Source organism: Pseudoalteromonas sp. J010 (assembly GCF_003934235.1).
Taxonomy (GTDB): domain Bacteria; phylum Pseudomonadota; class Gammaproteobacteria; order Enterobacterales; family Alteromonadaceae; genus Pseudoalteromonas; species Pseudoalteromonas peptidolytica.
Genome location: NZ_RDBW01000007.1, coordinates 1 through 21,031 on the forward strand (window position 1 = coordinate 1; position 21,031 = coordinate 21,031).

Consider the following 21,031-nt stretch of genomic DNA (forward strand, 5'->3'; position numbering starts at 1 on the left):
CGTAGCGAGTCAGGGCCTTATTAGAGAAACCCTTTACAGCAATGCAGCGGGTTTTTTGCTATGTGGGATTTGAAAAGAAAGCCTCACAAGATAATCGACACCTCGAAAAGTAATCAACACCTCGCGAGGTAAACTCGCTCCCACCACAATATCAACAAAGTGCAGCACTGGACTGGTAGGAGGCGATTTACCCGCCGAGCTGTTGGGTCTCTCAAACAAAAAGAATAAAACATCCTACTWYGTAACATCGCGAGGTAAACTCGCTCCCACCACRACAYCAMCAAAGTGCAGCRCTKGTAGGAGGYGGTTTACCCGCCGAGCTGTTGGGTTTGCCAAACAAAAAGAATAAAACAGTCTGCTATGTAACATCGCGAGGTAAACTCGCTCCCACCACRAYATCAACAAAGTGCAGCACTGGTAGGAGGCGGTTTACCCGCCGAGCTGTTGGGTTTCAAACAAAAAGAACAAAGATATCCTACATGCGCTCATCTCAATGAGCTGAGGGCTTCGTAGTTTTTAAACTCGAACATTGCTGTAATACCAATTAGCCTTAATATTTGTTCAATTTGGAGGARTAAATCAGACGTTAACTGCGTTAAAGGGCTCTTATTTAGAAAATCTAAATAAGAGATTTTCTCGCTTCAAATTAGCAAATTAATTATGATAATTGATATAACCAGCTTCGTAGCGGTTCAAAACGGGTTGATCGGGAAATGGAGTAGCTATTTGATTAATAGGCTCAAATAAGCAAGAATAATCAGACTGAAAGCTCTAAGTTGATTACAGTTCCTAACCCTTTTTTGATAAAAAATGTTATTAATAAATTTCAATTTGTTGCATTTTTCACCTCTCTTTCTGATGTTATAAATCTGTTGTTGTTTTATTAAAAATAAAAAAATTCATATTTTTTATAAAAAATCTTGATCTTTTCCTCGTAAAGAAATAGTTTATGTTGTTGCTTTATCGGGAACGAAGTATATAAAAAAGAATAAGGTCATAAATGAATATAACAAACCTAATAACAAAACGAACTCCTGTGTTTTTTGCCGTAAGTTGTGCCATTGCGTCAACCTCAATGAATGTGCTTGCTGAACAAAGCTCCGGAGTTGATGAAGTAGAAAAAATCCAAGTAACAGGTTCTCGCATTTTAAGAGAGGGCGCGATCGCCCCAGCTCCAGTGACAGTTATCAGTGGAGAGGCTTTGTTAGCTAGCGGTGTAACAAGCATCGGTGAAGCATTAAATGATATGCCAGCGTTAGCAAACACCTACTCTCTTGCGAATGCTGGAAGAAGTATTGGTACCGCAGGTCTGAGTTTACTTGACCTACGAGGTATGGGCACTGCAAGAACATTGGTGTTGGTTGATGGTAAGCGCCATGTGTCAAGTAGTCCGGGTTCTGCATCTGTTGATGTTAATAATATTCCTTCAAACTGGATCGAGCGTGTTGAAATTATCACGGGTGGTGCGTCAGCTGTATACGGTGCTGATGCGGTAACAGGTGTAGTTAACTTCATTTTGAAAAAAGACATTCAAGGTTTTGACTTAAGTGTGTCTAAAGGTACTGCTGCGGAAGGGCCGTATGAAAATGAAAAGTTCAGCCTTTCTTACGGCCTAGACTTTGATGGCGGTAAGGGTAATGTCGGTATTTCAGTATCTCATGTGAGCCAAGATGGTATGAATGCTACCGACCGCGCTCAAACTAATAGGCTGATTAGCTCAATCACTAACCCAAATGATGGTGACATCGCTGGCGAAGATGGTAACTATATTCATGATGGGATAGCTGATAGGTTAACAATCACTAATGCCGGTTATTATGATGACTCCGTAAATGGTAACTTTTATCAGCAGGAAAATGGCGAGTTAGTTTGGTATACCTTTAACCCAGACGGCAGTGTTAGACCACAAAAACTAGGTACAACCTATGAAAATGACTGGGCAATTTGTTCTGGCGACTGTGATATCCTTGACCTAACCCGTTATCGAGAATTACAGCCAACGTTTGAAAATACAAACGTAAATATTAAAGCTAACTACGATATTACGTCAGATTTAAATGTATACGCCTCTGCAAAGTATACAAAATCAGAGGCGGATTCTATTGGTCAGCCGTCGTATTTTGAATATGGTGACAGCCGTGGTACAGGCGCATTTGTGATCAAAAGAGATAATGCTTATATACATGAGTCTCTAGCACAGCTAATGGATAGAAATGGCGTCGATGAATTTAATATGCACCGTTTCATGGAAGATGCTGGTCGTCGCTATGAACTGAATGAGCGTGAGACAACACGTTTTGTTGCAGGGCTGAGCGGAGTTGTAGCTGAAGACTGGGATTTTGAAGCGTCAGCTGTGTATGGTAAGACAGAGATCACGCAGACCAATGCAGGTAATACGATTAAAGCACGTATTAAGCAGTCAGCTGATGCTATTCGATTAGACAATGGTGATATTGTTTGTCGTGATGAGCAAGCTCGCGCGGCAGGATGTGTACCAACAAGTATGTTTGGTTATGGTGCAGTAAGTGATGAAGCCGCAGCTTGGTTCAATACAACAAGTGTCAGTAAGTCTGAGATTAAGCAAACAGTATTGAATGCCAATATCAGTAATAGCGGACTATTTGAATTACCAGCAGGTTATGTGGGCGTATCATTTGGTCTTGAGTATCGAAAAGAAGAAAGTGATTCCTTACCTGATGCCTTTGCTGCAACGGGTGCAACATTCTTGAATGCAATCCAAGAAGAGCATGGAGACTTCAGTGTAAGAGAAGCCTTTTCTGAAATTTCTGTCCCATTACTTGCCGACATGATGTTAGTGCAGGATTTATCATTAGATGTCGCTGTACGTTATGCTGATTATTCAACTATCGGAGATACCGTAAGCTGGAAAACGGGTTTAAACTGGACGGTAACAGATGAGTTACGAGTTCGAACCACTAAGTCTAGAGCGATGCGAGCACCAAATATTTCGGAACTATACGGGCCTCAAAGTGAGAACTTTTTTAGAAGTATCACTGATCCCTGTAAGCGTGGTGAAGTTCAAGATGCTAACCGCAGAGCAAACTGTGACGCGCTTGGTATCCCAGAAGATTTTGATGCAATAGCGACGGTTTCTTCTATACCTGGCGTACTTGGTGGCAACCCAGACCTTAAAGAAGAAGAATCTGATAGCCTTACATTTGGTGTAGTATATACACCAGAAGCAATATCGGGTCTTTCTATAACGCTTGACTACTGGGAAATTGAGATTGAAGATGCAATTAATAATATCTCAGGCCAGGACATTCTTGATAAATGTGTTGATTCGTTAAGTGGTATTGATAACCAGTTCTGTGCGTTGGTGACACGAGATGCGGACGGAGAGTTAACCGGTATTCGTTCAATTACGCAAAACGTTGCTAAACAGAACGCAGAAGGAATAGATTTTGAGATTGGCTATGACTTTGATTTATTCGAAGGTCGTATGACTTCCAGCCTAATAGGAACCTATCTGAAGAGTCGTGAAGAATTTCCTTTCCAGTCTGACTTATCAGACTCTGAAGAGTACGCTGGGACAACAGGTGAAGCAGAATGGCAAGCTATGGTATCACTTGGCTATAAGGTCAATAACTGGCACTTTAGCTCGAAAACGCGTTACTTAGATGAAGTTAGCCTATATACCGATAAGTCTCTAAATAAAAACCCAGATCCTAGTAACATTATGAGCTATGGCAGCTACTTTATTACTGATATACGTGGTGGCTATCGTTTCGACAATGGCATTACGTTGGAACTTGGCGTTGATAACGTGTTTGATAGAGATCTACCAGGCTACACTACAGGCACAGGTGCAAGTAGTGCAAGTTATGACAATATCGGGCGGATGTATTACGGTGCCTTTACTTATCAATTTTAGATGTAAATCTTAGAGTGTTAAGAATAGCTCTAGAGTGACAACTTTGAAGGGTATGCAGTTGTATACCCTTTTGCTTTTACTCAACTATCAAAACGTACAGAGGCTACTCGGTCACTTTTTTAGATATTGCCCTGGTGGTTTTCCAAATACCTTCTTAAACGCACTGCTAAATGCCGCGGTTGAGTCAAAACCTAAATACTGTGCTGCTTGTTGCTGAGAATATCCGCCTTTTAACAATTCGATTGCTTTGATTGCCCTTAATTTTTGGCGCCAGTCACTAAAGCCCATCATAAAGCACTTGTGGAATAAGCGGTTTAGTGTACGAGTGGATGCGCCCACTTGACCACTCCATTCCTCCAAACTTACTTTACATCCTGGGTTAGTATGCAGCTCGGTTACAATGGGTAAGATTCGAGCATCTTGTGCGCTTGGGATAAAAAAGTGGCAAGTTGCAGCTGATGTTAGCCTATCAATAAAGACCGTTATAAATCGCTCTGTTTTTTCATCTAGGTGGTAATCTTCCTGCCAAGTACAGATCTCCAAAATAAATTGTTTTAGTAGTTCATCGACAACAATCAACTTGGCTTTATTTCCCAGTAACTCAGTATATTTAGTATCAATATACACACTACGAAAGTCTCCACCGTAGCGACAATATGTCTCATGTGGCAGGCCTGGGGGGAGCCACAAAGCTTGGTCAGGAGGGATCACAAATGTGCCCTCTGGGGTCACAATAGTGATCACGCCATTACTGGTATATGCAAGCTGGCCCCAATCATGTTGATGTTGTTGGACATGTTCCCATTCAGCTTTTTTTACTGCCCTAGGAAGAATTGGTCGACCAAGTGCAGGTTTTAAAAAGCGCTTCGACTTTGGCTGAATACGCCAAGGGGAGATTGTCTGCTTTGATAAAGAACTTGGCATAATTGTGTATATCAGAAATTAACATATGGCCATATTATAGCCATAACTTTTAATAGTTGTGCTTTATGTGGAGATAATCATGAAGAATGCTTCTCAAGGATGGCAAAGTCCTTTTAATTTCTTAGTGCTCGCAACCGTTGTTATGGCCGTTACGTTCGCAGGTTGGATGGCCATGCTCAATAACTTTGCGATTGAAGCGGCCAACTTTAATGGCGCTAATATGGGAATGTTGCAATCCCTGCGTGAGATCCCCGGGTTTTTAGCGTTTACAGCGGTATTTGTTTTATTGGTGTTAAAGGAGCAAACCTTTGCACTGATCAGCTTATGTTTGTTGTCGCTTGGCGTCGCCATTACGGGGTTGTTGCCAACTATATACGGTTTGTATGCGACCACAGTGTTAATGTCGATAGGCTTTCACTATTTCGAGACGCTGAATCAATCGCTCAGTTTACAATGGTTTAATAAAGATGAGGCACCGGCAAAACTGGGTATCTTGCTCTCGATTAAATCCATCGCCTCTTTAATCACCTACGCGATAATATGGTTGGGTTTTAGCTACTTCTCTGCGGACTATCAGTGGATGTATCTACTAATTGGCGGTATTGGTTTTATTATTGTGTTACTTATGTTTATTGGATTTCCGACGTTTGAAATACACACCAGGCAGCATAAGAAGCTGATTTTAAGGAAAGAGTACAGCCTATATTACGCCTTGATTTTCTTCTCAGGCGCGAGAAGACAAATATTTATGGTGTTTGCGGGTTTCTTAATGGTAGAAAAGTTTGGTTTTGATGTTGCACAGATCACCGCGCTTTACATGTTGAATCATTTGATAAACATATTTGTCGCTCCCAAGATTGGTAAAATGATTGGGCATATAGGTGAGCGTAAAACCCTGACAATAGAATATGTTGGGCTGATTGCTGTGTTTATCGGCTACGCATTAGTAGAGTCAGCAAGCTTTGCAGCGGCACTTTATGTGATTGATCATTTATTTTTTGCGATGGCGATTGCACTTAAAACTTATTTCCAAAAAATTGCTCGACCAGAAGATATCGCGGCAACAGCTGGTGTTAGCTTTACCATTAACCATATTGCTGCGGTGGTGATCCCTGCAAGTTTTGGGGTGGTATGGCTGTACGATCAATCCTTGGTATTTTACTTTGGGGCTGCACTGGCTGTATGTTCGTTAGTGCTAAGCCAATTTGTGAATACACACAAGGGACAGGAAACGCTGGCTAAGTCAGTGTGATGTTGGTGCATCACACTGTAAAGTAGGGTGTGACTTATATACTGCGACCACACCAAACAACACGTCCTGCAATGCCGTGACTATCGGCATTGTCAGCGGTGATCTCCCAGCTCGGGTAGTCAGGGTTGTCGCTGATCACCTGGATTCGGTTCTGTCTCTGTTGCACGCGTTTTGCCATTAGGCCGTCTTGCGTTTGTACGATATAAACGGCATCTTTACTAGGCTGATGTTGTGATAAATCCACAAGTACCATATCGCCGTCTAATAATGTAGGCTGCATACTATCACCACGGATAGAGACAAAGGCGAGTTTATCTGAGTACACGCCAAGATGGGAGTTTAGCCAACGACGGTTGAGTGCAAATTGCTCGGTGACTTCCTCATGACCAATTACACTACCCATACCTGCACTGGCCTCAATGTCGAGTTTTGGAATGAGTGTAAGTTCATCTTGGAGCTGGCCTTGTGGCTTATCGAGAGGTTGCTCTCCTGTCAGTAGCCAATTTAAGTCAACGGCAAAGAGATTATAAAGATGTTCAAGATAAATCATAGATGGGCGGCTCAAGCCGCGACAAATACGGTAAATATGGGAAGGGGATTTACCTGTTAGTTGGGCAAATTGACGTTTATTGCCGCCTGCAAACTGCTCCACTAAAGTTACAAATCGTCTCGAAAATGCCGTACTCATTTCAGTGTTATTCTCTTTTTCAGCGCCTAAACTTGCAAGCATACTGAGCTCTGTCTTATCTGTACAGCCTACGAGCATCAATTGCACATATTATAAACGTGCTCCACTGCAAATACACGAATGGAATAGAAAGTAAGACGCTTTATCATTGTATTAGACTAAGGTCGTAGCACCGCGTGTTGTACGAAATTTATCCATGCTGATAGTCTAGAATCGCAAGTTAACATTTATTTAAACTCGGCATGGCTTGCTTTAGCCGACATACAACATGGAAAAAGGTAATGAAATATACAAATCTATTGATAGCACTTCCGCTCTTAGGTGCGATGGAAGTTGCATTAGCTGTGGACTGTAGCAACTTAACGCAATGGCAACCACAGCAGGTCTATACCGGTGGAGATGCTGTCACTTATCAGTCTTCCAAATACACAGCTAAATGGTGGACACAAAACCAAAATCCAGCACAGCATTCTGAAACTTACGGAGTCTGGCAAGCAAACGGACGCTGTGATGCGACTACGCCACTTCCCATTGTGTCGGTTACTTCTCCGAGCAGCAATGCACGCGTTGTGGTTGGTTCGCCCGTTAGTCTTGCTGCAACAGTAAGTCATCCGCAAAATACTACCATTGATAATGTTGAGTTTTATCTTGATGGTACGCTTGTGGCGTCTGATAGCACTCCACCCTATGAGGTCATGTGGCAAGCGCAGGGGCTTGGTGCTCGTGCGTTAACCGTCTATGCCACTGATACATCCGGGGCGAGAGGTGAGTCGAGTTCTGTGAGCTTTAGTGTAGTTTCTGATGATACACCTCCTGGCGATCCTAATTTTAAAATTGTCGGCTACTTCCCAAGTTGGCAAGGCTCCGTGAGCGACATTCAACTTGATAAGCTCACCCATATCAATTACTCATTTTTACTTCCTAATGCTGATGGCACACTAAGACCGCTCGAAAATTTAAGCAAAATGACAGCGCTAGTAAATTCAGCTCATGCCAATAATGTGAAGGTAGGGATTGCCATTGGTGGCTGGAATGGCGGTGACGATAGTGCGTTTGAGACATTTGCTAGCTCGGAGCAAGGTCGAGCGCGTTTTGTCCAAGAGGTTATTGCGTTTGTTGAGCAGCACAATCTTGATGGGGTTGATATGGACTGGGAGTATCCAGATCCTGGAGCTTCGGCAAATAATTATGCGTTACTGATGAAGGCGCTAAGCGTTGAGTTGCGTGCCAGAGGTAAATTTTTGACAGCCGCAGTGGTGGCGCTTGGGTACACTGGTAGTGGCGTGTTGGAATCTGTATTCCAAGATATCGACTTTTTAAATTTGATGGCGTATGACGCGAACAATGGCGATCATGCTTCTATGCAATATGCCAAAGATTCTATTGCTTATTGGCAAGGTCGTGGTTTGAGCAAGGAAAAAACGGTATTAGGTGTACCATTTTATGCAAGACCTACTTGGAAGGCATACCGCACCTTACTGCAAGAAAACCCAGCCAATGCGTGTCGTGATAGTGATGGCAGCAGCTACTATAATGGTATCCCGACGATCCGTGCAAAAACGCAGTACGCTAAGCTCAATGCTGGCGGCATTATGAATTGGGAGCTCTCGCACGATAGCAACGGTCCTGCATCATTGCTAACGGCGAAGTGGGAAATAGCTAAAGGGTTAACCCCTAGCTATCAGTGTCAGTAATACTCAGCGGTAATTTAAAATGGTGGTCGCCCTATAGAGGGTGACCACCGGTTGTTTATAGTGCTTTAAAGCGGATCGCAACCCCACCACCGGCTGCCAGTTTTAACATCAGCTTGTCAGTACTGGTTACTTTTTTACGGTAAATGTTCATTTCATACGGATTGTGCTTCCATTCAGCTTTGTCACCGTCTGCGTAAATTTGTGCTTCGAAGGTTTTACCTGGTTCGAGGAAGTCTAAAGTAATAGAAATGTCTCTTGCTTCTTCATCCGTCACTGCGCCTAAGAACCAGTCGTTACCGCTGTATTGTTTATGTTTACGTTCCTTTCTGGCAAAGACAACATAATCACCCACTTCTCCCGCAAGTGCGATACTGTGTTCCCAATCAGTCGGTACATCTTTTATAAATTGAAAGGCATCTGGCTTAGCGAGGTAATTTTCTGGTAAATCGGCCGCCATTTGAATTGGGCTATAAAGTACAACATAAAGCGCTAATTGCTTAGCTAGGGTGGTTTGTGGGCGGTTAGTTTTATCACCAAGGCCATTAAAGCCCATGTCAAAAATACCCGGAGTAAAGTCCATAGGGCCTGCTAACATGCGGGTAAAAGCAAGCATTGGCACATGTTCAGGTGGGTTTGGTGGCGTACCCCATGCGTTAAACTCTTGTCCTCTGGCGCCTTCTCGAGAAATCCAGTTTGGATAGGTGCGGCGCAGCCCTGTGTCCTTGATAGGCTCATGGGTGTTAATGCTGATTTTATGTTTGGCCGCCAGTTTTATGTTGTCTAGGTACTCATTTGCCATAAATTGGCCATCATGCCACTCGAATCTGGCATTGCCCTTGGCATCAATGCGTTTGATGTTGCCGCCATCTGCAACATAGCCCGTTTTTACCTGACGTACACCGGCTTTTTCGTAGAGTGCAAAGGCCTCTTCCATTTGATTTCGATAGTTACTAACATTGCCTGAAGTCTCGTGATGGCCAATTAAGCGAGCGCCGACAGTTTCGCCATGCTTGGCTATTTCGTCTATGTTGAAATCAGGGTAGGCTTCGGTAAAGCTAAAAACATCGCCGTTGAAGAACCAGTCACCATCCCAGCCAGTGTTCCAGCCTTCAACTAATACACCATCAAAGCCATTATCGGCTGCAAAGGTTAGGTATGCTTTAGTGCGCTCAGTCGTTGCACCATGCTTTTCTCCACTTCCCCAAGTGTTTTTATTTATGTGCATTTCCCACCAAATACCGATGTATTTACCCGGTTCAACCCAAGAAACATCGCCTAGTTTGTTTGGCTCATTGAGGTTTAAAATCAAGTGGGAGTTGAGCAAATCTTTAGCCTCATCTCCTATTTGAAGCGTGCGCCAAGATGTGTTGAACTTGCCATTGGTCTTAACTGCAATCCCATCTGACCAAGGAGTTAAATCAGCTATAAATGTGCCGGGACGGCGTTGATTTAATGTCATACCCGCATAATCTATAAGGGCGGCTTCGTGTACACTGATATGCACACCATCTTGGTTCTTTAAGGTAAATGGGGTGTGCACATGAGCAGCATCGTGCAGAGGTGTGGTGTTGTATACATATTCATAGCGATTCCATCCACGTGCTGGGATCCACCATGCGGTAATCTTATCGCTGCTGGCAAAGGTAAACTCGGTGAGCTCTTTGGTAATATAAAGGGCTTGGTTTTGAGCAACCTCATAGCGAAAGCCGACACCATCATCAAACACCTTGACGCGTACAGTATATTGCGGTGATTGGTCGGTCTGTTTGGCAAATGTGACCGCCAGCTCATTATGCTGGTCTTGGATCACGCGAGCCTCACCCCAAGGCTGCTCCCAGCTACTATCGACACTGCTACGGTGATGCGTGGTGATAGTCAACCCATCACGCATAGATGCAGCCTTCGCAAAGTCAAAACCAAGTTTAGAGGGAGCAATAATGGTTTTGTTGTTAAAGCTTATTTGGTAGGTAGGTTGGCGCTTATCGTCATTTAAAGTAAAAGTAATATTGCCATCGGGCGAGCTGACTGCTAATGATGTGGCGAAGCTTGTGCTGGTAAAAAAGCTTAAGCCAATGAGTGAAACTGATAGGGGGCGCATAGCGTTTCCTTTTTGTTGTCGACACGTCTATTCGTGTTCTTTTGCGTATAAGCTAAGCTTACTGTTGTATGCTAAAGTTCACGTAAAAGCTGCATACGTATTCATCCAGTAAATGCGATGAATGTAATATTTATTCCGCTCGGTCTACTGAAGATAAGTACAAAATAAAATAAGGATAGGACAAACCGCTTATGCAAAACCTAACTTTGCTGCGATGTCTTGCCATCGCACTAGTCGCATTACAATCAAGCGCTGTTGGTGCGCTGGAAATACAAGTGTTAGACAATGATAAGCAGCCGCTAGCGAATGCAGCCGTATGGCTTGAAGGTGAAGGCGTCGCGCACTTGGCACCGGAAAATGGTTTCAAGATGGAGCAAAAAGATAAGTCATTTGTGCCGCATATTCTAATGGTACCAACAGGGGCTCAGGTCTCGTTTCCTAATTTAGATTCTATTTTGCATCATGTGTACTCTTTCTCACCAGCCAAGCCCTTTGAGCTGAAGCTCTATCGTGACGACCCAAAAAAGGTACTTTTTGATAAGACAGGGATTGTCGAACTTGGCTGTAATATTCATGACTGGATGTTAGGGTATATCGTGGTTGTAGACAGTCCTTTATTTGCCGTAACTGATAGTAATGGTTATGTCACTCTGGATCTAGATGTGGTGCAAGCAGGCGCGTTACAGCTACATGTGTGGCACGAACGGTTTGAAAACCTAGAGCAAGTTGAGCAGCACCAGCTCTCTGGCTTGAGTAACACCAGTTCAATAACGTATCAATTAAAACAAACGTTGATTGCTCCACTACAGGACTTTTCTGATGGCTTCGATGATTACTAAATTAAGCCCTATGCTAGCATTATTTGCCATTGGGCAAACTAATGCAGTCGAAGTGTCTGGACATGGCCAGTTACAGGCTACCTGGCAGCACGATGACAACCGTAAAGCTTGGTATCAACCAGGTTGGGGGGTAACTCGCTTCGGTCAAGCCGAGTCAGATTTGGTGTTGAGTCGCGGGGTAGTGGATTGGCGCGTTGATTTTGACAGTGCTTGGTCTTTACATGGCGTAATGCAATACGTACCAGATCCAGATGATAAGCTCGGATTTACCGAGTTATATTTACAGTATCGCACCCTTCCCAAAAATGGTCGCCGGTTGATAGTGCGTACAGGTGGTTTCTATCCCAGTTTTTCCATTGAAAACCCAGATATTGGCTGGTCATCTCCTTACCATTACCAGTATTCAGCAATTAATGCTTGGATTGGGGAAGAGGTGCGTGTATTCGGTTCAGAAATAGCCGTGGAGCAGCCATCAACTCGTCGCAGCAGAGGTAAGGGGTATAAAGGGGTTGCTGGGATCTTTAAGGGCAATGATCCCGCAGGTACTTTGTTAGCATGGCGAGGGTTTACAGTTCATGATAGGCAGTCGGTATTTAATGAAAGCATACCCTTTGCCGCCGTTGCGTCGTTAAATACGCCGCAGTTACAGCATCAAGCGCAATATGTTGAGCCTTTCACAGAAATAGATGGTCGTTTTGGATACTACTTTGGGTATCATCATGACTTCTCGGCTCGTAGCGCGGTCAATGTGTATTGGTACGATAATAATGGTGATCCGAGCAAAATTAATTATCGCACAGGCCAATATGCGTGGGATACCAAGTTTATAAGCGCCGCTTGGCGCTATAAGTTATCAACACAAACACAGCTGCTGTTCCAAGGAATGGCTGGCAATACTGCGATGGGGACTAATCGCGGTGTCGATAATGACTTCAATAGTTGGTTTCTGTTATTGACTCATAAGCGTAACGCGTGGCGCTTTAGTGTGCGAGCAGAGCAATTTAAGGTTATCGATAAAGATGACTGGCAGTTCGATCCAAACCAAAGTCATGGCCATGGTTTCACTATAACTGCAAAATATCAGTTGCATTCAAATTGGATAGTAGGAGCGGAATGGCTAGGGCTCACCACTACCGTTGCGAATCGAGAAGCCTTTAATGGTAAACCCAAACAAACAGATAGTGTCTGGCGGCTCAGCGCTGAGTATCGTTTTAGCTTATAAAAAGCGTGATGTGCTAGACGTCACGCTTGTTTTAACTAATCTAGCAGGCGGTTGATCCCATTTAGCGCCGCAACACGATAGGCTTCCGCCATGGTTGGGTAGTTAAATGTGGTGTTGATAAAATACTCTATGTTATTGCCTGCACCCTTTTGTTCCATAATCGCTTGGCCGATATGAATAATTTCAGAAGCGCGCTCACCAAAGCAGTGGATGCCGAGTATTTCTTTGCTCTCAGCATGGAATAAAATTTTTAAACTACCCACTTCAGTGCCTGTTATCTGGGCGCGCGCTAGGTGTTTAAATTGTGCACGACCTACTTCATAAGGAATGCGTGCAGCAGTTAGCTCTTGCTCTGTTTTACCTACTGAGCTCATTTCTGGAATAGTATATATGCCCGTTGGAATATCAGTGATCAAACGGTCATCGCACGCTCCATGCACAATCGCATTGGCAGCAATACGCCCTTGGTCAAACGCGGCACTGGCTAGGCTTGGATAACCAATCACATCACCCACTGCAAAAATATTATCGACTTCTGTTTGGTAATGTTCATTGACTTTGAGTTGTCCACGGCTATCTGCCTTCAATCCAACGCTTTCTAGGTTTAGCGTCTCAGTGTTTCCTGAGCGACCATTGGCCCATAAGATACAATCTGCCCGAACCTTTTTTCCGGATTGCAGGTGAACAATCACGCCTTTCTCATGGGTTTCTACTTTGGCAAATTCTTCGTTGTGTCGAATAACAATACCGTTATTCCAGAAGTGATAGCTTAGCGCATCTGAAATCTCTGCATCCATAAAGGCCAAAAGGCGGTCGCGGGTATTTATCAGATCTACCTTTGCCCCAAGCCCTTTAAAAATCGAGGCATATTCACAACCGATGACGCCAGCGCCATAGATCAATACGCGCTGCGGGTTGTGCTCTAAACTTAAAATAGTATCGCTGTCATACACTCTAGGGTGGGTGAAGTCTACGCCTGGTGGGCGATATGGCCGCGAACCTGTCGCGATGACAATGGTATGAGCGGTTAAGAGTTCCTGTGAGCCATCTTGGTGCAGAACTTGAACCGTGTGGGCATCGATAAAGCTGGCGTCACCTTGGAATAAATGAATACGATTACGGCCATAAAAGCTTGAGCGCAGCGTGGATTGCTTGGAAATGACATCACTCGCATGGTGCAATATGTCTTGAAACGTATGGCGCTGCGGACGCTCGGTAAAACGGTATAAGGGATTAGCTTTGTATTCAATCAGGCGGCTGACGGAGTGGCGCAGTGCCTTGGAAGGAATAGTGCCCCAGTGAACACAGCCGCCACCAACAGCATGTTGACGCTCGATGACCGCGACTTTTTTGCCACTTTTTGAGAGGTTCATGGCGGCGCCCTCGCCACCTGGGCCTGTGCCTATAATTATGGCGTCATATTGATAGGAATCTGGAATACTTTTTGTTTTTTCTGTGGCTTTTTTGCTCACGGCCTCACCCTTATCATTGTTGAGGCCGCTGAGTGTTATGCCGTTTTCAGAAGCCTCGAGTTCAGTGCAATCCAAGCTTGTTTTTGACTTTCCCAAGCTTGTTCTAACTCTTTATATTGTTGCATTAATGCGGAGTGTTCGCATTGTGCACGTACGGCTGCTTTCTTTGCTTCAAGTACTTGCTTTTGCACCGCACAGTAGTTTTGAAGCTTTTTCAGAAGCAAATCATACTCTTGTTGTAACAATGTAAGCTTATCTTGCGCTAAAGGCAATTTTGCGAGGCTAACTTTCGTTTTATTTAGCAGCGTTTCTGCTTTGGCTTTCTCGATACGCTCTATCGGCGTTCGTTTTAGCTTGCTGGCAAGCCCGAGCGCCGCAAAGGTACGGATCAGCCATTTAGTCGGATCGTAGTGATACCAGCGAATACCGTTACGATAGTCACTTGCAAAAATATGGTGAAAATTGTGGTAGCCCTCACCATAAGTAAACAATGCTAAAAAGCCGTTGTCTCTTGCGGTATTTTTCTCTGTATATGGACGGCTTCCCCAGATGTGTGCCAGTGAATTGATAAAAAAGGTAAAGTGTTGACTAAGCACTAATCTCAGCACACCTGCGAGTAGCAGCATACCGATAACATTACCTAGCAATAAGCCCAGCGTGAGCGGAATACCAATATTGGTTAGTAATACCAATTTCATATAATGTTTATGCTGCCACATAACAATCCGATTACGCTGTAAATCGCGTGCGTTGCTGTAATCACCATAGCTGTCGCCTTGATAGTCGCGTAGCATCCAACCAATATGGCTATACCAAAAGCCTCGAGTTGCGGCATAAGGGTCTTTAACGGGATCATCTACTTGGCCGTGATGAATTCGATGATCACTACTCCAGTGTAATGCGCTGTTTTGTAGCGCAAATGCACCGCCTAGCGCAAAGATAACTTGAATAACAGGGTGTGCATCGTAGGCTTTATGTGCCCACAAGCGGTGATAACCTGCTGTAATTGAAAGGCCTGCGTAGAACATGCAGGCAATAAATGCTAGCCAGTGGCTGGTGGTATAACCGTATTCGAAGCCATACCAAGGAACCAAAGTAACGGCTGCCAGAAACGATAAGCTAAAAAACAGCACATTGGTCCATAAAATGGGAGGTTTTTTCATCAGTCAGTCTCAAAATCTTATTTCAGCGTACAACTGTACGCTAAAATAGTATTTCATTCTTGCTGCGTCAAGGTTTAGACTGCGCTTTATTGTTCTTATTTTCGAAGCGAATTGGGGAAAGTCCATGACAGGTGTCCGTGCCCAACAAAAACAGAAGACTCGTCAAGCGCTTATCGAAGCGGCATTTAACCAGCTGAGTGCGGAGCATAGTTTCTCTAATTTGAGCCTGCGTGAGGTTGCAAGAGAGGCTGGTATCGCACCTACTTCTTTTTACCGCCACTTTAAAGATATGAACGAGCTTGGCTTAACTATGGTGGATGAAGCTGGCTTAACCCTGCGGCAATTAATGCGACAGGCAAGACGCCGCATTGCCAAAGGCGGTAGCGTTATTAATACGTCTGTTTATACTTTTATGGAGTTTATTGAGCAGTCGAGTAACCAGTTCCGGTTGTTACTACGTGAACGCTCTGGCACCTCACCGGCATTCCGTGCTGCGGTGGCACGAGAGATAAAGCACTTTATACTTGAGCTTGCACATTACTTAGAGACTGAGACTAGGGTGGATGCGCATCACGCTCATATGCAAGCTGAGGCTATGGTCACTTTGGTATTTAGCTCAGGTGCAGAGGCCTTAGATCAAGACTCACAACAACGTGCAGAACTTACCGAGCGCCTGAAGTGGCAACTGAGGTATATCGCAAAAGGTGCTTCAGGATATGCGAAGCATCCAGAGCCGCCCAAAAAATAGCCTTGCATAGGCTATTTTTTTGCTTGTAATTAAAATTCAAAATTACCCTGTTCATTTCATATACTATCTGTGTTTCTCTCTTAAATTGAAAAATATTGTCTATTAAATGCTTTTTTTAGACTTGAATTTTTATTTTATATATTTTTAAGTCAGTTTTGATGGATAATTTATGCTTGATTGTCACTTTTGAAGCATGTTAAAACATAACTAATTCATCAACAGGAACACCTAGCTCAATGAAACTAACAGCGCGTTTGTCACTCCTTCTTAACCTCCTACTGGTAAACCACAGGGGTGGGGTGTAATTGCGCGAATTGAGCGACATTTACTGTAGACACCCCGCACTTGCGGGGTTTTTTTTGGCTGAGGATAAGGGTATGCAAGATAAAGTTTGGATTTTCGATACAACGTTAAGGGATGGTGAGCAGGCACTAAAGGCCAGCTTAACCGAAGAAGATAAAATACAACTGGCGCATACCATTAGTCGGCTCAATGTGGATGTGATGGAAGTGGGTTTTCCAGTATCCAGCCCCGCGGATTTTCGTGCCGTGCAGCGCATCGCCAAAGAAGTAAGAGGACCTGCAATTTGCGGCCTAGCCCGTGCTGTGGCAAAAGACATTGACGCCTGTGGTGAAGCCTTAAAAGGCGCAGAGCAGCGTCGTATCCATACGTTTATTGCAACCAGCCCACTGCATCTAGAGCATAAGTTAAGAATGAGCTTAGATGACGCGACTAACATGGCGATTAACGCCATTTCTCAGGCCAGAAAGTACACCGATGATGTTGAGTTTTCTTGTGAGGATGCTGGCCGTACCCCTTATCCAAATCTATGTCGGATTGTTGAAGCTGCAATAAATGCTGGCGCCTCTACGATTAACTTGCCTGATACCGTTGGTTACGTGACGCCCGATGAGTATGCCGCGATGATCCACCATATTCGCCATAATGTACCTAACATAGACAAAGCAAGGTTAAGTGTACATTGCCATAACGATTTGGGGCTTGCGGTAGCAAACTCTATCGCTGCGGTACAAGCAGGTGCAAGACAAATTGAATGTACTATCAATGGTATTGGTGAGCGTGCGGGGAACTGTTCACTAGAAGAGGTGGCGATGATCATGAAGATGCGTCAAGACCACCTAAAAGTTCATACCGATATTCGTAGTGAAGAAATCTACCGGGCATCACGTCAGGTCGCTAAAATTTGCAATATGCCGGTACAACCGAATAAAGCAATTGTCGGTGAAAATGCGTTTGCACACAGCTCCGGTATTCATCAAGACGGCGTGCTAAAAGCACAAAATACATACGAAATCATGGCACCTGAAACGGTAGGCGTACCGAGTAACCAGCTAAATATGACGTCTCGCTCGGGTCGTCACGTGATTGAACACCGCCTCAGTGAACTTGGTTATCAACAGTCAGACTACGATATGGATAGCCTATATGACAGCTTCTTAGCGTTAGCTGACCAAAAGGGTACGGTTTATGACTATGACCTAGAAGCGATGATTTACTTCAATCAGATCAAAGATAAAGATGAGCGCTACCAATTGCAGTTCGTTAACGCTTCATCTAACTCGCAATCTATCGCCAGCGCCACGGTTGGAGTCACAATCAATGGGGAACTCAAGCAAGAAGCGGCGACAGGTAATGGTCCGGTGGAAGCGGCATTTTTGGCTATTGAGCGGATCACAAATATGGCGATTGAAGTTGTGGAATATAACTTAGATGCAACTAGTCAGGGCGCCAGTGCACTAGGCCAAGTGAATATCATTGCTAAATTTGATGGTAAGCAGTATCACGGCGTAGGGCTTGCTTCTGACATCGTAGAGGCATCAGTAAGAGCGATGATCCGAGTATATAACCTAATCGATAGAGCACAAAAAGTGTCAAGTCTTAAACAACAAAGGAAAGCAGGATGAGTCAAGCAAGCTATAAAGTAGCAGTACTGGCAGGTGATGGAATCGGTCCAGAGGTGATGCAAGCCGCTGAGCTAGTATTGGATAAAGTGGCGGCTAAGTTCAACTTTACTTTAGATAAGTCGGCGCAAGCGATTGGTGGCGCGGCTATTGATGCGTTTGGCGAAGCCTTACCAGCAGCAACATTAGCTGCATGTGAAGCCGCTGATGCTATTTTATTTGGTTCTGTCGGTGGGCCAAAGTGGGAGCATCTGCCACCGAATGAGCAGCCAGAACGGGCATCTTTATTACCGCTTAGAAAGCACTTCCAGCTTTTTTGTAACCTGCGCCCTGCGCAGCTATTACCCGCATTGAGCGCTGCCTCGCCACTGCGCAGTGACATTAGCCAACAAGGTTTTGATATTTTATGCGTCCGTGAGCTTACTGGCGGGATTTATTTTGGCGACAAAGGTCGCCAAGGTAAAGGCGAAGACGAATCAGCGTTTGATACGCAAACCTACTCGCGCAAAGAAATCGAACGCATCGCCCGTTTTGCGTTTGATGCTGCAAGGCTCAGAAATAATCATGTGACGTCAGTGGATAAAGCGAATGTACTTGCAACTAGTGTGTTGTGGCGTGAAGTGGTCAATGACGTGGCGAAAGAATACCCAGATGTGGCGCTTGATCACATTTATATCGACAATGCTGCGATGCAGCTAGTCAAGCAACCTAGTCAGTTTGATGTCCTATTGTGCGATAACCTGTTCGGTGACATCCTTTCTGATGAATGTGCAATGATCACGGGTTCCATGGGGCTGTTACCATCGGCCAGTTTAAACCAGTCAGGCTTTGGTTTATATGAACCTGCGGGTGGATCAGCGCCAGATATCGCCGGTAAAGGCGTGGCTAATCCTATTGCACAAATCTTAAGTGCTGCGTTGATGCTGCGTTATTCCTTGGCGCAGGACGAAGCCGCGCGGGCAATTGAAAAGGCGGTAGCAGAGGCTGTGAAAGATGGTGTGGGCACACCTGACATCTACCCGCAAGGTGGGTTTACTACAATGGATGTCGCACAAGCGATCGTCGACAGGGTCTAATAAGGGTAAGAGCAAGTGGCAAAAACATTATACGATAAAGTTTGGCAATCCCATGTAGTTGCCAATTTAAATGAACAAACGGATCTGCTGTACATCGACCGTCACCTTGTACACGAAGTTACTTCACCGCAGGCGTTCGCTGGATTGAAGGAGCAGAACCGTTCCGTGCGTTGTCCACATAAAACTTTTGCAACGATGGATCATAATGTATCGACTAAAAGTCGCTCCCTTGATGCAGCCAGTGATGTGAGTAAAAACCAGCTACAAGCCTTGGCACAAAACTGTGAAGAGTTTGGTATTGTACTGTATGACTTAAACTCGATTAACCAAGGCATAGTACACGTAATGGGGCCGGAGCAAGGGATCACTTTGCCAGGCACAACCATAGTGTGTGGTGATAGTCATACTTCAACACATGGCGCATTTGGGGCGCTGGCTCATGGTATTGGTACATCAGAAGTTGAACACGTGCTGGCAACACAAACATTACAACAGAAAAAAGCCAAATCGTTAAAGATCCAAGTGAACGGTGTATTGCGCCCGACCGTGACTGCAAAAGACTTGATCCTCGCTGTGATTGGGCAATTAGGCACAGCTGGTGGCACGGGTTATGTGGCTGAATTTTGTGGCACAGGCATTGAAGCACTGTCGATGGAAGCGCGAATGACGCTCTGTAATATGAGTATTGAAATGGGGGCGAAGGCAGGGCTCATCGCACCTGATGAAAAGACATTTGAATATTTACGTGGGCGTCCATTTTCACCTCAAGGCGAAGACTTTGATGCTGCGGTGCGCTACTGGCAAACGTTGCATAGTGACCCGGATGCCGAATTTGATCGTGTCGTGGAGCTAGACGCTGATAGCGTGCAACCTCAAGTAACCTGGGGAACAAGCCCAGAGCAAGTCATTGGGATTAATGACTTAGTCCCAAACCCTGACGATGAACCTAATTTAGTTAAAGCAGATGCGATGCGCAGCGCGCTGAAATATATGGGCCTCACAGCAGGGCAAAAGCTAAGCGATGCCAAAGTTGATACTGTATTTATTGGCTCTTGCACCAATAGCCGGATTGAAGACTTACGCGCTGCGGCACAAGTGGTAGCGGGTAAACGCGTAGCAGCAGGTGTTGAAGCGCTTATTGTCCCGGGATCTGGCTTGGTAAAGCAGCAAGCCGAACAAGAGGGCTTAGCCGATATTTTTAAAGCGGCAGGATTTGAGTGGCGCGAACCGGGCTGCTCGATGTGCTTGGCGATGAATGACGATCGCCTTGGTGCAGAAAAGCGCTGTGCTTCAACCTCAAACCGTAACTTTGAAGGGCGCCAAGGGCGAGGCGGTCGTACGCACTTGGTGAGTCCAGCAATGGCTGCCGCAGCAGCAATTGCAGGTCACTTTACTGATATTCGAGGAGAGGCGTCATGAGCGTGTTTCACAAGGGCCTAGTTGCGCCACTAGACAAAAATAATGTTGATACGGACCAAATCATTCCCAAGCAGTTTTTAACTTCAACCAGTCGTGACGGCTTCGACAAAGCGCTATTTTATGACTGGCGCTATCTTGATGAAGGTCAGCCAGATCCCAACTTTGTGTTAAATTACCCACAGTATCAAGGGGCATCAATTTTATTAACACGCGATAACTTTGGTTGTGGCTCATCTCGTGAGCATGCTCCTTGGGCACTTAAACAATATGGCTTTACTGTGATCTTAGCCGAGAGCTTTGCAGATATTTTCTTTAACAACTGTGGCAATAATCAGATGCTTTGCATTGCGCTACCAGCCAGTACGCTAGATACGCTTTTCGACGCATGTGAGCAACAATCACAAGTGCATTTGAGTATTGACCTAGAAGCGCAGCAGATAAGCGGAACAGGTATTACGCCAATTGACTTTGAGGTGCGAGAAGACATTAAAGCACGGCTTTTGAGTGGCCTTGATTTTATTGGTGAGACCGAATTATTAAATGCCCAAATTGATGCGTTTGAGCAGCAGCTGGCTACGACAAGACCTTGGCAATAATACTTGTTTACTCAATTTGGTCG

At 44.7% G+C, this 21,031-nt stretch carries 15 protein-coding genes; 10 read left to right on the forward strand and 5 right to left on the reverse strand.

Annotated elements, in window-relative coordinates:
- Nucleotides 1-1,000: 1,000 nt before the first annotated feature.
- Nucleotides 1,001-3,895: a TonB-dependent receptor gene (locus EAG18_RS05025; RefSeq protein ID WP_125251309.1), complete on the forward strand. Its 2,895-nt coding sequence runs from the start codon at nt 1,001-1,003 to the stop codon at nt 3,893-3,895.
- Nucleotides 3,896-4,006: 111 nt separating this feature from the next.
- Here EAG18_RS05025 and EAG18_RS05030 read toward each other — a convergent pair whose 3' ends face one another.
- The gene (locus tag EAG18_RS05030) at nt 4,007-4,819 is read right to left on the reverse strand and encodes a helix-turn-helix transcriptional regulator (protein ID WP_125251310.1); all 813 of its coding nucleotides are present in this window, start codon (nt 4,817-4,819) and stop codon (nt 4,007-4,009) included.
- A gap of 79 nt (nt 4,820-4,898) precedes the next feature.
- On the opposite strand from EAG18_RS05030, the gene EAG18_RS05035 reads away from it, so the two are divergent.
- Nucleotides 4,899-6,071 carry an MFS transporter gene (locus EAG18_RS05035; protein ID WP_125251311.1) on the forward strand — a complete coding sequence of 391 codons (1,173 nt, stop codon included), beginning with the start codon at nt 4,899-4,901 and terminating at the stop codon, nt 6,069-6,071.
- A 34-nt stretch (nt 6,072-6,105) separates the two neighbouring features.
- On the opposite strand, the gene EAG18_RS05040 is transcribed toward EAG18_RS05035, so the two are convergent.
- A complete protein-coding gene (locus EAG18_RS05040) occupies nt 6,106-6,801 on the reverse strand; it encodes a S24 family peptidase (protein WP_275557231.1) in 696 nt (231 codons plus the stop codon).
- Between the two features lie 239 nt (nt 6,802-7,040).
- On the opposite strand from EAG18_RS05040, the gene EAG18_RS05045 reads away from it, so the two are divergent.
- Entirely contained in the window at nt 7,041-8,453 is a 1,413-nt protein-coding gene (locus tag EAG18_RS05045; protein ID WP_125251312.1) for a glycosyl hydrolase family 18 protein, read from the forward strand.
- A gap of 55 nt (nt 8,454-8,508) precedes the next feature.
- Here EAG18_RS05045 and EAG18_RS05050 read toward each other — a convergent pair whose 3' ends face one another.
- Complete coding sequence (locus tag EAG18_RS05050; protein WP_125251313.1) at nt 8,509-10,551, reverse strand: glycoside hydrolase family 97 protein; 2,043 nt, start codon at nt 10,549-10,551, stop codon at nt 8,509-8,511.
- 191 nt (nt 10,552-10,742) lie between these two features.
- On the opposite strand from EAG18_RS05050, the gene EAG18_RS05055 reads away from it, so the two are divergent.
- Together EAG18_RS05055 and EAG18_RS05060 are read left to right on the forward strand one after the other, a co-directional pair.
- Nucleotides 10,743-11,390, forward strand: a complete 648-nt coding sequence (locus EAG18_RS05055) for a methylamine utilization protein (RefSeq protein ID WP_125251314.1) — start codon at nt 10,743-10,745, stop codon at nt 11,388-11,390.
- Nucleotides 11,371-12,612 carry a hypothetical protein gene (locus EAG18_RS05060; protein ID WP_125251315.1) on the forward strand — a complete coding sequence of 414 codons (1,242 nt, stop codon included), beginning with the start codon at nt 11,371-11,373 and terminating at the stop codon, nt 12,610-12,612. The genes EAG18_RS05055 and EAG18_RS05060 overlap by 20 nt, the downstream gene beginning before the upstream one ends.
- Before the next feature lie 35 nt (nt 12,613-12,647).
- Here EAG18_RS05060 and sthA read toward each other — a convergent pair whose 3' ends face one another.
- Together sthA and EAG18_RS05070 are read right to left on the reverse strand one after the other, a co-directional pair.
- Nucleotides 12,648-14,084: a Si-specific NAD(P)(+) transhydrogenase gene (sthA, locus tag EAG18_RS05065; protein ID WP_125251316.1), complete on the reverse strand. Its 1,437-nt coding sequence runs from the start codon at nt 14,082-14,084 to the stop codon at nt 12,648-12,650.
- 35 nt (nt 14,085-14,119) lie between these two features.
- The gene (locus tag EAG18_RS05070) at nt 14,120-15,247 is read right to left on the reverse strand and encodes a fatty acid desaturase (protein ID WP_125251317.1); all 1,128 of its coding nucleotides are present in this window, start codon (nt 15,245-15,247) and stop codon (nt 14,120-14,122) included.
- 124 nt (nt 15,248-15,371) lie between these two features.
- On the opposite strand from EAG18_RS05070, the gene fabR reads away from it, so the two are divergent.
- The 5 genes from fabR (at nt 15,372) to leuD (ending at nt 21,008) form a co-directional block, all read left to right on the forward strand.
- Nucleotides 15,372-15,995: an HTH-type transcriptional repressor FabR gene (gene fabR / locus EAG18_RS05075; RefSeq protein ID WP_125251318.1), complete on the forward strand. Its 624-nt coding sequence runs from the start codon at nt 15,372-15,374 to the stop codon at nt 15,993-15,995.
- Nucleotides 15,996-16,372: 377 nt separating this feature from the next.
- Nucleotides 16,373-17,920 carry a 2-isopropylmalate synthase gene (gene leuA, locus EAG18_RS05080; RefSeq protein ID WP_125251319.1) on the forward strand — a complete coding sequence of 516 codons (1,548 nt, stop codon included), beginning with the start codon at nt 16,373-16,375 and terminating at the stop codon, nt 17,918-17,920.
- Entirely contained in the window at nt 17,917-18,993 is a 1,077-nt protein-coding gene (gene leuB / locus EAG18_RS05085; protein ID WP_125251320.1) for a 3-isopropylmalate dehydrogenase, read from the forward strand. The genes leuA and leuB overlap by 4 nt, the downstream gene beginning before the upstream one ends.
- A gap of 15 nt (nt 18,994-19,008) precedes the next feature.
- The gene (gene leuC, locus EAG18_RS05090) at nt 19,009-20,412 is read left to right on the forward strand and encodes a 3-isopropylmalate dehydratase large subunit (protein ID WP_125251321.1); all 1,404 of its coding nucleotides are present in this window, start codon (nt 19,009-19,011) and stop codon (nt 20,410-20,412) included.
- Entirely contained in the window at nt 20,409-21,008 is a 600-nt protein-coding gene (gene leuD, locus EAG18_RS05095) for a 3-isopropylmalate dehydratase small subunit (protein ID WP_125251322.1), read from the forward strand. The genes leuC and leuD overlap by 4 nt, the downstream gene beginning before the upstream one ends.
- Nucleotides 21,009-21,031: the final 23 nt, after the last annotated feature.